This window comes from Staphylococcus sp. HMSC055A09, from assembly GCF_001809655.1.
GTDB lineage: Bacteria > Bacillota > Bacilli > Staphylococcales > Staphylococcaceae > Staphylococcus > Staphylococcus capitis.
In genome coordinates this window covers 326,957-342,084 of sequence record NZ_KV798369.1, presented here as the reverse complement: position 1 = coordinate 342,084, position 15,128 = coordinate 326,957, and the positions used below count along the sequence as shown (strand labels likewise).

13 protein-coding genes are annotated in these 15,128 nt (G+C 33.8%); 8 read left to right on the top strand and 5 right to left on the bottom strand.

Annotated elements, in window-relative coordinates; translation table 11 throughout:
- Positions 1–298 precede the first annotated feature (298 nt).
- From HMPREF2642_RS07285 to HMPREF2642_RS07275, 3 genes are all read left to right on the top strand, one after another.
- Positions 299–1,504: an argininosuccinate synthase gene (locus tag HMPREF2642_RS07285; RefSeq protein ID WP_070597754.1), complete on the top strand. Its 1,206-nt coding sequence runs from the start codon at positions 299–301 to the stop codon at positions 1,502–1,504.
- On the top strand, positions 1,494–2,870 hold the full coding sequence (argH, locus tag HMPREF2642_RS07280; RefSeq protein ID WP_030065050.1) for an argininosuccinate lyase: 1,377 nt from the start codon (positions 1,494–1,496) through the stop codon (positions 2,868–2,870). Before HMPREF2642_RS07285 ends, argH begins: the two co-directional genes overlap by 11 nt.
- Before the next feature lie 218 nt (positions 2,871–3,088).
- Positions 3,089–4,066 carry a glycerophosphodiester phosphodiesterase gene (locus HMPREF2642_RS07275; protein ID WP_371094472.1) on the top strand — a complete coding sequence of 326 codons (978 nt, stop codon included), beginning with the start codon at positions 3,089–3,091 and terminating at the stop codon, positions 4,064–4,066.
- Between the two features lie 241 nt (positions 4,067–4,307).
- On the opposite strand, the gene HMPREF2642_RS07270 is transcribed toward HMPREF2642_RS07275, so the two are convergent.
- The 5 genes from HMPREF2642_RS07270 to HMPREF2642_RS07250 form a co-directional block, all read right to left on the bottom strand.
- Positions 4,308–5,552 (bottom strand): Glu/Leu/Phe/Val family dehydrogenase, encoded by a 1,245-nt coding sequence (locus HMPREF2642_RS07270; protein ID WP_023350604.1) that lies wholly within the window; start codon positions 5,550–5,552, stop codon positions 4,308–4,310.
- Positions 5,553–5,660: 108 nt separating this feature from the next.
- Positions 5,661–6,851 (bottom strand): ornithine--oxo-acid transaminase, encoded by a 1,191-nt coding sequence (locus HMPREF2642_RS07265; RefSeq protein WP_023350605.1) that lies wholly within the window; start codon positions 6,849–6,851, stop codon positions 5,661–5,663.
- 328 nt (positions 6,852–7,179) lie between these two features.
- Positions 7,180–8,307: an NADH-dependent flavin oxidoreductase gene (locus HMPREF2642_RS07260; RefSeq protein ID WP_030065046.1), complete on the bottom strand. Its 1,128-nt coding sequence runs from the start codon at positions 8,305–8,307 to the stop codon at positions 7,180–7,182.
- Positions 8,308–8,639: 332 nt separating this feature from the next.
- On the bottom strand, positions 8,640–9,020 hold the full coding sequence (gene ygs, locus HMPREF2642_RS07255; protein ID WP_002433374.1) for a S1 domain-containing post-transcriptional regulator Ygs: 381 nt from the start codon (positions 9,018–9,020) through the stop codon (positions 8,640–8,642).
- A 228-nt stretch (positions 9,021–9,248) separates the two neighbouring features.
- Positions 9,249–9,842 carry a peptidylprolyl isomerase gene (locus HMPREF2642_RS07250; protein ID WP_002433133.1) on the bottom strand — a complete coding sequence of 198 codons (594 nt, stop codon included), beginning with the start codon at positions 9,840–9,842 and terminating at the stop codon, positions 9,249–9,251.
- A gap of 65 nt (positions 9,843–9,907) precedes the next feature.
- Here HMPREF2642_RS07250 and kapB point away from each other — a divergent pair, with 65 nt between their 5' ends.
- The 5 genes from kapB to mnhD1 all read left to right on the top strand — a co-directional run bounded on the left by kapB (position 9,908) and on the right by mnhD1 (position 15,128).
- On the top strand, positions 9,908–10,288 hold the full coding sequence (kapB, locus tag HMPREF2642_RS07245) for a sporulation phosphorelay system protein KapB (RefSeq protein WP_002433108.1): 381 nt from the start codon (positions 9,908–9,910) through the stop codon (positions 10,286–10,288).
- Between the two features lie 183 nt (positions 10,289–10,471).
- Entirely contained in the window at positions 10,472–12,877 is a 2,406-nt protein-coding gene (locus HMPREF2642_RS07240) for a Na+/H+ antiporter subunit A (RefSeq protein WP_030065045.1), read from the top strand.
- Positions 12,870–13,298, top strand: a complete 429-nt coding sequence (mnhB1, locus tag HMPREF2642_RS07235) for a Na+/H+ antiporter Mnh1 subunit B (RefSeq protein ID WP_037548550.1) — start codon at positions 12,870–12,872, stop codon at positions 13,296–13,298. The genes HMPREF2642_RS07240 and mnhB1 overlap by 8 nt, the downstream gene beginning before the upstream one ends.
- Positions 13,298–13,645 carry a Na+/H+ antiporter Mnh1 subunit C gene (mnhC1, locus tag HMPREF2642_RS07230; protein ID WP_030065043.1) on the top strand — a complete coding sequence of 116 codons (348 nt, stop codon included), beginning with the start codon at positions 13,298–13,300 and terminating at the stop codon, positions 13,643–13,645. The genes mnhB1 and mnhC1 overlap by 1 nt, the downstream gene beginning before the upstream one ends.
- Complete coding sequence (gene mnhD1, locus HMPREF2642_RS07225) at positions 13,632–15,128, top strand: Na+/H+ antiporter Mnh1 subunit D (RefSeq protein WP_030065042.1); 1,497 nt, start codon at positions 13,632–13,634, stop codon at positions 15,126–15,128. The genes mnhC1 and mnhD1 overlap by 14 nt, the downstream gene beginning before the upstream one ends.

Genomic DNA, 15,128 nt, shown 5'->3' with positions numbered 1-15,128 from the left:
CTATTCAATTCCAAAGACTATCTCAATGACTGAAAAATGATTGTTCTGTGAATTTTTAAGTTAAATTACAAGTTATTTATAGTTTTTATCAGTAATTTCTTTATTAATCTTATATTCATTTTACAGAATTTTTAAATATATTAAAAATACCGTTATTACAAAGTTTAATAATTGATACACCTATTACATCATTATCGCATTTTGAATATTTATGTAATAAAATGGTTTTATTTTCATCTGTAATCTGCTATGATGTATCCATATTAAAATTCTGAAAATTTATTAGAGGTGTAAACTTATGAAAGAAAAAATTGTTTTAGCCTATTCTGGCGGTTTAGATACAAGCGTTGCAGTGCAATGGTTAATTGATAAAGGATACGACGTCGTAGCATGTTGCTTAGACGTAGGAGAAGGTAAAGATCTTGATGTTGTATATCAAAAAGCATTAGATATGGGAGCTATTGAATGTCACATTATAGATGCAACAAAAGAATTTAGTGAAGATTATGTAAGTTATGCAATTAAAGGAAATTTAATGTATGAAAATGCATATCCCCTAGTTTCTGCACTTTCTCGTCCATTAATTGCTAAAAAGCTAGTGGAAATCGCTGAGAAAACTAATTCTATTGGAATTGCACATGGATGTACTGGTAAAGGAAATGATCAAGTACGTTTTGAAGTGGCTATTAAAGCATTAAACCCTAATTTAAAAGCATTTGCACCTGTACGTGAGTGGGCTTGGAGTAGAGAAGAAGAAATTGATTACGCAATCAAACATAACATTCCAGTTTCAATCAATCACGATTCTCCCTACTCTATCGACCAAAATCTATGGGGAAGAGCAAATGAATGTGGTATTTTAGAAGATCCTTATGCTGCTCCACCTGAGGATGCATTTGACTTAACTACACCTCTAGAACAGACACCTGATAAAGCAGATGAGATTATTATTTCATTTAAAAAAGGACTTCCAGTTCAAATTGACGGTAAAGATTATCAACTCGATGACCTTATTCTTTACTTAAATGAATTAGCTGGTAAACATGGTATTGGAAGAATTGACCACGTTGAAAATAGAATGGTGGGTATTAAATCTAGAGAGATTTATGAGACTCCTGGTGCTGAAGTATTACTCAAAGCTCACAAGGCGCTAGAAACAATTACTTTAACAAAAGATGTTGCTCACTTTAAACCAGTTATTGAAAAGCAATTTTCAGAACAAATCTATAATGGACTATGGTTCTCACCTCTTACAGATAGTTTGAAACTCTTTATTGATAGTACGCAACAATATGTAGAAGGTGACGTAAGAGTTAAATTCTTTAAAGGCAACTCAATAGTGAACGGTAGAAAATCACCATTTACTTTATATGATGAGAAACTTGCTACTTACACTAAAGAAGATGCATTCAATCAAGAAGCGGCAGTAGGATTTATTGACATCTATGGATTACCAACACAAGTAAATGCAATGTTACATGGAGGTTATAGTGATGAGCAGTAAAGCTTGGGGAGGTAGATTTGAAGCTCAACCAGAAGATTGGGTTGATGACTTTAATGCTTCAATCGAATTTGATAAAAATTTAATTAATCAAGATATTCAAGGTAGTATTGCACATGCCACAATGCTTGCGAATCAACATATCATTACACAGGATGAAGCTCAGTCTATCATTCAAGGACTAAAAAATATTCAAAAGGATTTTAATGAAGGTAATATTGAATTCAAAGCATCATTAGAAGATATACATCTAAATATTGAGCATGAGTTGATTCAACGTATTGGGGAAACTGGTGGTAAATTGCATACAGGACGTAGTAGAAATGATCAGGTTGCTACAGATATGCATTTATATACAAAAGAAGAAGTTCAAAATATTATCGAATTAATCAAATCATTTCAACATGAAATAATTAAACTTGCTGAAGAACATGTAGATACGATAATGCCAGGATATACGCATCTCCAACGTGCACAACCTATTTCTTTTGCACATCATGTAATGACTTACTTCTGGATGTTAGAGCGTGATAAAGGACGCTTCAATGATAGTCTGAAACGTATCGATATATCACCACTAGGCGCTGCTGCTTTAAGTGGTACAACTCACCCAATAGATAGACATGAAACACAAGCCCTTTTAGATTTTGCTAATATTTATGAAAATAGTCTCGATGCAGTGAGCGACCGTGATTACATTATCGAAACGTTGCATAATATTTCATTAACTATGGTTCATCTATCTCGTTTTGCTGAAGAAATTATTTTCTGGTCTACGGATGAAGCTAAATTTATAACACTATCAGATGCTTTTTCAACTGGATCATCTATTATGCCTCAAAAGAAGAACCCAGACATGGCAGAATTAATTAGAGGGAAAGTTGGACGAACGACAGGTCACTTAATGAGTATGCTAGTTACGCTTAAAGGTTTGCCTCTAGCTTACAACAAAGATTTACAAGAAGATAAAGAAGGTTTATTCGATGCAATTCATACGGTCAAAGGTTCTCTACGCATCTTTGAAGGTATGATAGCTTCAATGACTGTTAATACTGATCGATTAAGTGAAACTGTAAAAAAAGATTTTTCAAATGCCACTGAGCTTGCAGATTACTTAGTAAGTAAAGGGGTTCCTTTTAGAACTGCACATGAAATTGTTGGTAAAATCGTGCTAAATTGTATTCACAAAGGTATTTATCTTCTTGATGTACCACTATCAGAGTATCAAGCACAACATTCTAGCATTAATGAAGATATTTATGACTATTTAAATCCTGAAAATTGTTTAAAACGTCGTAAAAGTTACGGCTCAACAGGACAAGATTCCGTTAAACATCAATTGAATGTAGCAAAATCATTATTAGCTTAATATCTTTGAAATATGATTGAATGTTGTTATGATACCTTCGAAATTTGTTAAATATTAATTAAGTTTTTTAATAATATTTGAAGTTAGTAAATTTTATATAAAATTTCTCGCATTCTCTTTTTCATCCTTTTAAAATGGTGTAATTTATATTTATCACATCAATTTGAAAGGATGTTTTTATGTTCAAATCTAAAAGAATAGTTTTGACGAGTTTGGTCGTGCTATTTATAGGTATCATTTGTATTACTACCTCTAACTTCCTTAATACTAAAGGAGTTAAAGCCAATCAAAGTCAAACACAACAAACAACTAATACAACTCAAGATAATCATTTTAAACGTCAACCTGAATCTGATTCAGTAAGTGGAAAAACAAACGATTCACATCCTCACTGGGCTACTAATCCTACAGGAGAAAAATATACAACTATAGCTCATAGAGGTGCAAGTGGTTATGCACCTGAACATACTTTTCAATCTTATGATAAAAGTCATAATGAATTAGGCGCCTCTTACATAGAAATTGATTTACAACGTACGAAAGATGGTCATTTAGTTGCCATGCATGATGAAACGGTAAATCGTACTACAAATGGCCATGGACGCGTAGATCATTATACTTTAAAACAATTAAAACAGCTTGATGCTGGAAGTTGGTTTAACAAAGCAAATCCTAAATATGCCAACAAGAACTATAAAAATGCAAAAGTACCTACGTTAGATGAAATTTTAGATAGATATGGCAAAAATGCCAACTATTATATTGAAACAAAATCACCGAATGTTTATCCAGGAATGGAAAAACAATTACTTAATACTCTAAATCAACATGGTATGTTAACAAATAGTTCATTAAAAAATGGACATGTGATGTTGCAATCATTTTCCGGAGATAGCTTACAAAAATTACATCAAATGAATCCGAATGTACCTTTAATTAAACTAATGAATAAATTCGAATTAACAAACGCTTCAGAACAAGATTTAAAAGCGATTAAATCATATGCAGTGGGTGTCGGTCCAGAATACACGGACTTGAATATAAAAAATACTAGACACTTAAAAGATTTAGGTTTCCTAGTACACCCGTATACAGTAAATAAAGTTAATGATATGAGACGTTTAAATCAGTATGGTGTAGATGGCGTCTTCACTAACTATGCTGATTTATATAAAGCAGTTTCAAAACAACAATAATAATCTCCTATTAAAAAAGACTTTGTGAGATAGTTAAATTATGTCACAAGGTCTTTTAATATGTCGTTAAAACCCTCACAAAGATTTATCATCAGTTTAATCAGTGCTTCTTGTTTAAACTGAAATATCTAGATTTATTTATATTTTTCGGAAGTTCTCAACTGGTTCTTAACTTTAAAAAACCTACAACTCATTACAAGTTGCAGGTTTGCCTATCACTTTCTTTATATAGTTGTAAATATTAAGCCCAACCACGATAACGAGCAGCTTCTGCTGTACGTTTAATACCTACAATATACGCGGCAAGTCTCATATCAATTTTTCTGTTTTGAGCTAATTCATAAATTGTATCAAATGCAGTGACTAATTTTTCACGTAATTTTTCATTAACTTCTTCTTCTGTCCAGTAGTAACCTTGGTTATTTTGTACCCACTCGAAATAAGATACTGTCACTCCCCCAGCACTTGCTAATACGTCTGGAACAAGTAAAATACCTCTTTCAGTTAAAATACGTGTAGCTTCTGGAGTTGTTGGACCATTAGCCGCCTCAACAACAATGTCAGCTTTAATATCATGCGCATTATCTTCTGTAATTTGATTAGAGATTGCAGCAGGTACTAAAATATCACAATCTAATTCAAATAATTCTTGGTTAGAGATTGTTTCTTCAAATAAGTTAGTCACTGTACCGAAACTATCACGACGATCTAATAGATAATCTATATCTAAACCATTAGGGTCATGTAATGCACCATAAGCATCACTAATACCAACTACTTTGGCACCTAAGTCATATAAAAATTTAGCTAAGAAACTACCAGCATTACCAAAACCTTGAATAACTACTCTAGCGTCTTTAACATTCATACCTCTACGTTTGGCTGCTTGTTCAATTGCAATAACAACACCTAAAGCTGTTGAACGGTCTCGACCTTCTGAACCACCTAAAACGATAGGTTTACCAGTGATGAAACCTGGTGAGTTAAATTTATCTAGTGCACTATACTCATCCATCATCCATGCCATGATCTGTGAGTTAGTAAATACGTCTGGTGCTGGAATATCCTTATTTGGTCCAACGAATTGAGAAATAGCTCTTACATACCCACGAGATAATCGTTCAACCTCATGAATACTCATTTGACGTGGGTCACAAACGATACCACCTTTACCACCACCATACGGTAAGTTAACGATACCGCATTTTAACGTCATCCACATTGATAACGCTTTAACTTCTTCTTCATCAACTTCTGGGTGGAAACGTACCCCACCTTTAGTAGGTCCAACGGCGTCATTATGCTGTGCACGATATCCAGTAAAAGTTTTAACTGTACCATCATCCATGCGAACTGGAATGCGAACTTGTAAAAATCTTAATGGTTCTTTAATAAGATCGTACATTCCATCGTCAAATCCCAATTTGTGTAATGCTTCTTTAATAATCCCTTGAGTGGAAGTCACTAAATTATTATTCTCAGTCATGATCCTATTCGCCTCTTTTTAACTAATGATTTCGCTTTCAAATTTTATTGTAACACAAGTATACGCTTTTTAAAGGGTTTACAAAGCGAATGTTACAAGTTTTTGAACTTACTCAAATACACTTCTAATTTTATCTAATGCTAGGTCTAATTCCTCTTTAGTGATAACTAATGGTGGTGCAAATCTAATTACTGTATCATGCGTTTCTTTACATAATAAACCTTTTTCTTTTAAGGCTTCACAATATGGTCTAGCACTTTCATTAAGCTCTATACCAATGAATAAACCTCTTCCGCGAACTTCCTTAATTGAAGGATGTTCAATTTTTTGAAGCTCACCCTTGAAGTATTCACCTAGTTCTAATGAACGGCCCGGCAAGTCTTCATCTATAATTACATCTAATGCTGCAATAGAAACTGCACAAGCAAGCGGATTACCTCCAAATGTTGAACCGTGTGATCCTGGTGTAAATACATCAAGCACCTCATTATCTGCCAAAACTACAGAAATTGGTAACACGCCTCCGCCTAAAGCCTTTCCTAAAATGTAGACATCTGGTTTAACATTATCCCAATCTGTAGCAAATAGTTTACCAGAACGACCTAGACCTGCTTGGATTTCATCTGCAATAAATAAAATATTGTGTTCATCACATAATTCTCTAATCTCTCTAAGATAACCTTCTGGTGGTACATTAATACCAGCTTCCCCTTGAATAGGTTCAACTAAAATCGCTGCAGTGTTCTCATTAATTGCCTCTTTCAACTTATCAACATCACCAAAATCAACTTTATGGAAACCATCTAGTAAAGGACCATAACCGCGTTGATATTCAGCTTCTGATGAAAGTGATACTGGAGCCATTGTACGACCATGGAAGTTACCATTAAACGCTATGATTTCGGCTTGGTTAGGTTCAATCCCTTTAACATCATAAGCCCAACGTCGAGCTGCTTTTAATGCAGTTTCGACTGCTTCAGCACCAGTATTCATAGGTAATGCTTTATCTTTACCAGCCAATTTGCAAATTTTCTCATACCATTCCCCTAAGTTATCACTATGAAATGCGCGAGAAACTAAAGTCACTTTATCTGCTTGTTCTTTCAAAGCTTGAATAATTTTAGGATGACGGTGTCCCTGATTTACCGCAGAATAAGCTGAAAGCATGTCCATATATTGATTTCCTTCTGGATCTTTAACCCATACACCTTCCGCTTCCGAAATAACGATTGGAAGTGGTACATAGTTATGTGCACCATAGTGGTTAGTCAATTCAATAATTTGTTCAGATTTAGTCATAATATCTCCCCTTTGTTATCAAAATTATGAAACTTATTAACAATATCATAACTGATTTCTAACGGCTCTCAAGCTTTATTTTATTGAAAATGAAATACCCTCTAAAAATTTTTGCGTCGGCTATTTTAAATCAATAATTAAACACATCAAAAGTGAACACCAACATCTTTGAAAGCCCTTACAAATATAATGACACAATATTGCTACAATTTACAAGCAAAATTTACAATATTTCCACAACTTTTAATTTATAACTTACAACCTTTTAGAATAAAAAAATAAACCAAGTCCCTCTATTAAGTTGGAACTTGGTTTAGTACTGAAATGTTTATTTATCTTTACGAGGCAATGGATAGAATCCTTCATCAAATTGTTTCCATAAATTTGGTGGTAACTCATGACGATCTTCTCTATTCGGATCATACTCACTAATAATTTCATCTTCTTGTCCATTTTTAATTTTGCCGACAAAGTCATAATCAAGAAGAATTTCACGACCTAACGCAACAAGTTCTACACCGACATTGTCAATGGCATTTAACGCATCTTCAGGTGTAAATATTGATCCAATACCAATAAGAGGCATACGACCATTAATCCAATGATGAATCAGTTTAAGACGATTTTCACCTTTGTATTTACCATCTCGTGTTTCAGAATTAACGTCCATGAGAGAAATATGAATATAATCTAACGGTTGATTCGCAATTTGATTGATAAGTTGTTCAGTAATTTCCATTGATATACCTGGAGATTCTGCTTCTTCAGGTGACAATCTATAACCCACTATGAAGTCATCATTAGCATATTCTTTTTTAGCTTTAACAACTTCTTCTATAACTGACATTGGGAATTTAAGATTATCTGCCCAAACATCGTTTCTTCTATTATAATAAGGTGACACAAATTGGTGGATAAGGTAATGATTCGCGCCATGGATTTCTACACCATCAAAACCTGCCTCAATCACTCTTCTTGTTGCTTCTCCAAAATCTTTAATCGTTTGTTCTATTTCGTCAGAAGTCATCTCACGCGCTTCGTGAGGTTCTTGCTGACCAAAACTCTTGAGTGTAATAGGACTAGGTGCGACAACATCACCTTGTGGTGTTAGATTAGGTAAAGCTTGAGCACCACCATGGTGAATTTGTACTATTGCTTTCGCACCATTTTTCTTCATTGCTTTTGCAAGTTCTTTTAGGCCTTCAATGTCAGAATCATGAGCTACTGAGGGCTGTCCTGGGAAAGCTTTCCCAACATCATTAACATTACTTGCAGCATTAATAGCAAGTCCTACATCTTTAGAACGTTTTTCAATATATGGAATTTCTACATCAGAAATCGTTCCATCATCATTCGATGAAATATGAGTTAATGGAGCTAAAACAAAACGATTTCTCAATTCTACACCATTAGGTAACACGAGTGGTTCGAATAAAGATTTATATTTATTATTCATGTGTTAATACTCTCCTTGTTTTTATGTTGTCACGACTATATCATGCAAGTTTTAAATATCTCTAATTTTTTGCTTGCACGTGCATTTTTATCGAAACTTTACCTTTAGAAAGGTAATTAGTTGAGATTACGCAGATTTCTTAAATCTGTGTTCCTTTGTATCACTTTTTATATTTTCAAAGATAGAACGTATTTAAATTTATAAATTAAAAATTGCTTTTAAGACAAAAAGAAAACGATAATCCTACGACTATATATCGTAAAGATTATCGTTATGATGCGATGAATTACTCTTAGTGAGCTCATCACATATTGGCACGAATGTACAGTCATTCAGTCGTTACGAATGGCACGTTTAGACTGTTTGATCCAGACCGGTAAGCGTTCTTCAAGTGTTTGAAACCCATACTTTTCCGTCTCTCTTATTTCATCTAAGACTGACTGTTTTTCTTTTTTACGTTCATAATTTTTAAAGTAATCATTATCTTTTAAAGACAAGTTTAATTTTCCTTCATCATCGATGGATAAAATTTTAGCTTTTACAATTTGTCCCTCAGATAGAAATTTCTTCAAGTTATGGACATAGTCATCCATGATTTCAGAGATATGGATTAGTCCTTCAGTATGGTCAGGGGTCTCAACAAATGCGCCATACGGTTGAATACCAGTCACACGTACCTTGATATGTTGACCTACTTTATAGTGATTATTCAACGTGATAACCCCTTATTTCGATTTTTCTTAACACACATATCATAGCATAAATCATTTTTATGGACTAACTAAAACGATAATAAATTTCAATTATTCTAAAAATTGTTGTGTAACGCGTACCTTTTTAATCTATTTTAAAGCTACAAAAAAAGCTTTAAGTCATATACATCAACCAGACATATAATGACTTAAAGCTTTAATTCATTTAAAACATTTTAACGTTTAATCTTATTCTTCAACGTCGATAGATTCGATAACCACGTCATAAACTGGTTTATCTTGAGCGCCTACTTTAGTATTAGCGATATCTTCTAAAGTAGATTCCCCATCAATCAATTGACCAAATACTGTGTGTTTTTGGTCTAACCAAGGTGTACCACCCTTTTCACCATAAGCTTCAACTATAGGTTGAGGCCAGCCACCATCAAGTAATTGATTTAGCATATTTTCAGGAACTTCTTTCATTTGGACTACAAAGAATTGAGAACCATTAGTATTTGGTCCAGCGTTTGCCATTGAAAGTGCACCGTATAAATTGAAAGCTTCTAAAGAGAATTCATCTTCGAATGCTCCACCATAGATACTTTCACCGCCCATACCAGTAGCAGTTGGGTCGCCACCTTGAACCATAAAATCATTGATTACTCTATGGAATGTCACGCCATCATAATATCCGTTCTTAGAATGTGTCACAAAATTTTCAACTGTTTTAGGGGCAATGTTTGGGAAAAGTTTAAAAGTCATATCTCCCTTATTTGTATGCATAACGACTTTAATTTCGTTATCTTGAATCTCTGTATTTAACTGAGGATAGTTCGCCATTTAAATTCTCCATTCATGTTATGATATAAGCATATCTTAACACATTTGAAAGGAAGGAATATAGCATGTTATATCGATTTTCTCACAAGACTGGTAGTTATGGTGTAACTATTAGAGAAGAGAATGACGATCAAGTTTTAGTACAAGTTGAACAAGTCATTAAACACCCTAAACAAGGTGATTTACATAATCCTAACGAAACTAAAGGTGTCTTCTTTCATGAGCGTAAGGCTTTAAGCCACTTTGAAAAACGATATGCAAAACGTTCACAGCTACGAGAATTCAATGTAGAAGAAATGAATTACGAGGATTCACTTCAACAAGCTATTACAGATTTAGAACATCAATTAAAGGATGATGATTCTGAACATGCACGTCTCTCACTTAAAAATTTAAATGAACTTAAAGAGGATTATTCAATTCAATATAAAAGAGAATTTGTCTAAAATTCTTTTAAAAATGTCGTGAACGTTTACAAAACTTAAATTTTTTTCTGTGAAATTTAACGTGTTTCTTCTTATTTAACAGTCCCTCAAAATCAATGCCTTCAAGCGATTAAGAGGTTTTTCAGACTAAGAGCATTCATGTATAATGTAAGTCATAAATATTTTTTAAAGGAGGACAACATAATGAGTTTGTTACATATTGCGGTACTATTACCGTTAATATTCGCACTCATTATTCCTATCCTGTATCGGTTCGTTAAACGTATACACTTAGGATGGTTTGTATTACCTGTTCCAATACTCTTATTTATCTATTTCTTATCTATGATTTCTATTACGAAGTCAGGTAATACAGTAATGAAAACCTTAAATTGGATGCCACATTTTGGAATGAATTTTAATCTATTTGTGGATGGCCTTGGATTACTCTTTAGCCTCCTTATAACAGGCATAGGTAGCTTGGTTGTTTTATATTCCATTGGCTACTTAAGTAAATCTGAGCAACTTGGGAATTTTTATTGTTATTTATTACTATTTATGGGTGCAATGCTAGGAGTTGTACTTTCAGATAATTTAATTATTTTATATTTATTTTGGGAGTTAACTTCATTTTCAAGTTTTTTACTTATCTCATTTTGGAGAGAGAAAAAAGCATCAATTTATGGTGCGCAAAAATCACTAATTATTACCGTTTTAGGCGGATTAAGCTTATTAGGAGGAATTATCCTATTATCGTTAGCCGCCCATACATTCAGCATTCAAACGATGATTGAAAAAGTAAGTGACATACAAAATAGTCCTTTCTTTATCTTGGCAATGGTATTAGTCATGATTGGCGCGTTTACTAAATCAGCTCAAGTACCATTTTACATTTGGCTACCTGATGCAATGGAAGCACCTACACCAGTAAGTGCTTACCTTCATTCAGCTACAATGGTTAAAGCTGGACTGTATTTAATAGCAAGAATGACGCCCATCTTTGCTATATCTGAAGGTTGGGTATGGACAATCACTTTAGTAGGATTAGTCACACTTTTTTGGGCTTCATTAAATGCCACAAAACAACAAGATTTAAAAGGCATTTTGGCATTTTCAACTGTATCTCAACTTGGAATGATTATGTCCATGTTAGGTATAGGTGCAGTGAGCTATCACTACAATGGTACTGATAGCCAAGTTTATGTTGCAGGTTTCATTGCTGCCATTTTCCATTTAATCAACCATGCAACATTTAAAGGTGCATTATTCATGATTACTGGTGGTGTTGATCACTCTACAGGTACTCGAGATGTAAGAAAATTAGGTGGATTACTTACAATCATGCCTATATCATTTACTATCACAGTTATTACTGCATTAAGTATGGCTGGAGTTCCACCATTTAACGGCTTCTTATCAAAAGAAAAATTTTTAGAAGCAATGATTGATGTGACACATGCGAATTTAATGAGCCTCAGTACTTTAGGCTTTATATTCCCAATCATAGCGATTGTAGGTAGTATTTTCACTTTCGTGTATTCAATTAAATTTATTATGCATATATTCTTTGGTAAATATAAGCGTGAAAGTTTACCACAATCTGCACATGAATCATCAATTTTAATGCTTTTATCTCCAATTATTTTAACTCTTTTAGTTATTGTATTTGGACTTTTCCCAAGCATTTTAACGCAATCTATTATCGAGCCTGCAACTCAATCAGTGAGTCAATCTACAGGAATAACTGCAGAGTTCCATCTTTTCCATGGAATTACACCAGCATTTATTTCAACAATAGCTATATATATTATAGGTATATTACTTATCATTACATTTAGCTATTGGGTGCGATTATTAGAAGCTCAACCTAATCAACTTAAATTTAATCATTGGTACGATACTATGGGACGCAAGATTCCAGGTTATTCTGAAAATATGACCAATAGCTATGTTACTGGTTTCTCTAGAAATAACTTAGTCATTATATTCGGTATTTTAATACTACTTACAGTAGTGACTTTAATCAGCGTTCCATTTAGTATTAATTTTAAAAATGTAAGTCAGTTCAGAATTTTTGAAGGTGGCATTGTACTATTCTTACTCGTTGCCTCACTTTTAATTATATTTGCTAAATCACGACTCTTTAGCATTATTATGCTAAGTGCTGTAGGTTATGCAATTTCAGTATTATTTATATTCTTTAAAGCACCTGACCTAGCTTTAACTCAGTTTGTTGTTGAATCTATTTCTACGGCTTTATTCTTATTATGTTTCTATCATTTGCCAAATTTAAATCGTTATAATGAGTCGCCAGCGTTCAAAATTAACAATGCAATGATTTCTGCTGGTGTTGGTTTAGTAGTCATTATTCTAGGTTTAATCGGATATGGAAACAGACATTTTTCTTCAATTACAAAATACTACCAAGACCATGTATATGATTTAGCTCATGGTAAAAATATGGTAAACGTTATACTTGTCGACTTCCGTGGCATGGATACTTTATTTGAGTCATCCGTACTAGGTATAGCTGGTTTAGGTGTTTATACGATGATTAAACTTCGACTTAAACAAAGAAATCAATCAAGCGAGGTGAATGACCATGAATAGACAAAAGAATAACTTAATGTTTCAATACGCCGCTGTTGTCATTTTCTTCATGGTCATCGTCTTCGGTTTCTCATTATTTCTAGCAGGTCACTATACACCCGGGGGTGGCTTCGTTGGAGGTTTATTGTTTGCGAGTGCGCTATTAGTCATTACAATCGCATTCGATGTAAAAACAATGCGTAAAATTTTTCCTCTGGACTTCAAAGTTTTAATTGGCATAGGCCTACTGTTTTGCGTAGGTACACCCATTGCAAGCTGGTTTATGTCTAAAAACTTTTTCACACATGTCACTTTTGATATACCGCTTCCCCTACTAGAACCCATGCATATGACAACGGCAATGTTCTTTGATTTTGGGGTACTTTGTGCAGTAGTAGGAACTGTAATGACTATTATTATTTCGATTGGAGAGAACGAATAGTGGAAATTATCATGATATTTGTTAGTGGTATTCTCACAGCAATAAGTGTCTATCTCGTTTTGTCTAAAAGTTTGATACGAATTATTATGGGGACTACTTTACTAACACACGCAGCAAATTTATTTTTAATTACTATGGGTGGATTGAAACATGGTACTGTTCCTATCTATGAAAAAGGAACAGCCAGCTATGTTGATCCTATACCTCAAGCACTAATCCTTACTGCAATAGTTATCGCATTTGCTACAACAGCATTCTTCCTAGTACTTGCATTTAGAACTTATAAGGAACTTGGAACAGATAATGTTGAGCGTATGAAAGGAGCACCTGAAGATGACGGAAAGTAACTTGCTCGTTTTAACACTTGTGATACCTATTTTGACTGCAATCTTGCTTATCTTTATCGGAAAGCGTCCGCTAATTAAACGTTACGTGGCACTTGCTGGATCAATATTGACATTGATTGTAGCTCTTTTTAATTTAAAAAATGTATTACATTCAGGACCTTTAAAAGTAGAATTAGGTTCATGGAAAGCGCCATACAGCATTGTCTTTGTATTAGATGTTTTTAGTGCTTTACTTATTATCACAAGTATTATTATAACGGTTATAGTAATTTTATATTCCTATCGTTCTATAGGCATTGAAAGAGAACGATATTATTACTACTTTTCAATTATGTTTATGTTAATCGGTATTATCGGCGCTTTCACTACTGGTGATATCTTTAATATGTTCGTGTTCTTTGAAGTCTTCCTAATGTCTTCTTATTGTTTACTAGTCGTTAGAACGACAAAAATTCAACTTCAAGAAACGATTAAATACGTTCTAGTTAATGTTGTTTCTTCTTCATTCTTTGTTATGGGTGTAGCGATACTTTATTCAGTAGTTGGAACACTTAACTTGGCGCATATTAGTGAAAGATTATCTAGTTTATCAGTTCATGATAGTGGCTTAGTCAATATCGTATTCATCTTATTTATCTTTGTCTTTGCAACTAAAGCTGGCGTCTTCCCTATGTACGTATGGTTGCCAGGCGCATATTACGCACCACCTGTAGCCATTATCACATTCTTTGGAGCCCTGCTTACTAAAGTGGGCGTCTACGCTATAGCTAGAACGCTCAGCTTATTCTTTAATAGTACGGTTAGCTTTTCACACTACGTCATTCTATTCTTAGCTTTACTTACAATCATCTTCGGATGTGTAGGTGCCATAGCTTATTATGATACTAAAAAAATCATTCTATATAACATTATGATTGCAGTTGGTGTCATCTTAGTCGGTGTATCAATGATGAATGAAAGTGGCATGATGGGTGCTATTTACTACACTATTCACGATATGCTAGTGAAAGCTTCACTATTCTTACTTATAGGCGTTATGTATAAGATAACTAAGTCAACAGACTTGCGACATTTCGGTGGTCTAATCAAGAGCTATCCTGTATTAGGATGGACATTCTTTATTGCTGCACTCAGTCTAGCAGGCATACCACCATTGAGTGGTTTCTATGGGAAGTTTTATATTGTACAGGCCACTTTTGAAAAGGGATTCTACCTAAGCGGTATCATTGTCTTATTATCAAGCTTAATCGTTCTATATTCAGTCATACGTATCTTTCTCAAAGGTTTCTTCGGTGAAGCAAAAGGTTATGATATGACACGCAAAGTGAACGTCAATTACTTAACAACTATCGCCGTTATTTCAACTATTATTACAGTATTATTCGGCTTGTCCGCTGACTTACTGTTCCCTATAGTTAAAGAAGGTTCTGAAACTTTCACTGATCCAAATATCTATATTCACAACGTTTTAGGAGGTAAGTAA

What these genes read in the sequence shown, in the direction of transcription:
- HMPREF2642_RS07285 (WP_070597754.1), top strand. Translation starts at nt 299, where the DNA reads ATGAAAGAAAAAATTGTTTTAGCCTATTCTGGCGGTTTAGATACAAGC.
- argH (WP_030065050.1), top strand. Translation starts at nt 1,494, where the DNA reads ATGAGCAGTAAAGCTTGGGGAGGTAGATTTGAAGCTCAACCAGAAGAT.
- HMPREF2642_RS07270 (WP_023350604.1), bottom strand. Translation starts at nt 5,552, where the DNA reads ATGACTGAGAATAATAATTTAGTGACTTCCACTCAAGGGATTATTAAA.
- HMPREF2642_RS07265 (WP_023350605.1), bottom strand. Translation starts at nt 6,851, where the DNA reads ATGACTAAATCTGAACAAATTATTGAATTGACTAACCACTATGGTGCA.
- HMPREF2642_RS07260 (WP_030065046.1), bottom strand. Translation starts at nt 8,307, where the DNA reads ATGAATAATAAATATAAATCTTTATTCGAACCACTCGTGTTACCTAAT.
- HMPREF2642_RS07250 (WP_002433133.1), bottom strand. Translation starts at nt 9,842, where the DNA reads ATGGCGAACTATCCTCAGTTAAATACAGAGATTCAAGATAACGAAATT.
- kapB (WP_002433108.1), top strand. Translation starts at nt 9,908, where the DNA reads ATGTTATATCGATTTTCTCACAAGACTGGTAGTTATGGTGTAACTATT.
- HMPREF2642_RS07240 (WP_030065045.1), top strand. Translation starts at nt 10,472, where the DNA reads ATGAGTTTGTTACATATTGCGGTACTATTACCGTTAATATTCGCACTC.
- mnhB1 (WP_037548550.1), top strand. Translation starts at nt 12,870, where the DNA reads ATGAATAGACAAAAGAATAACTTAATGTTTCAATACGCCGCTGTTGTC.
- mnhD1 (WP_030065042.1), top strand. Translation starts at nt 13,632, where the DNA reads ATGACGGAAAGTAACTTGCTCGTTTTAACACTTGTGATACCTATTTTG.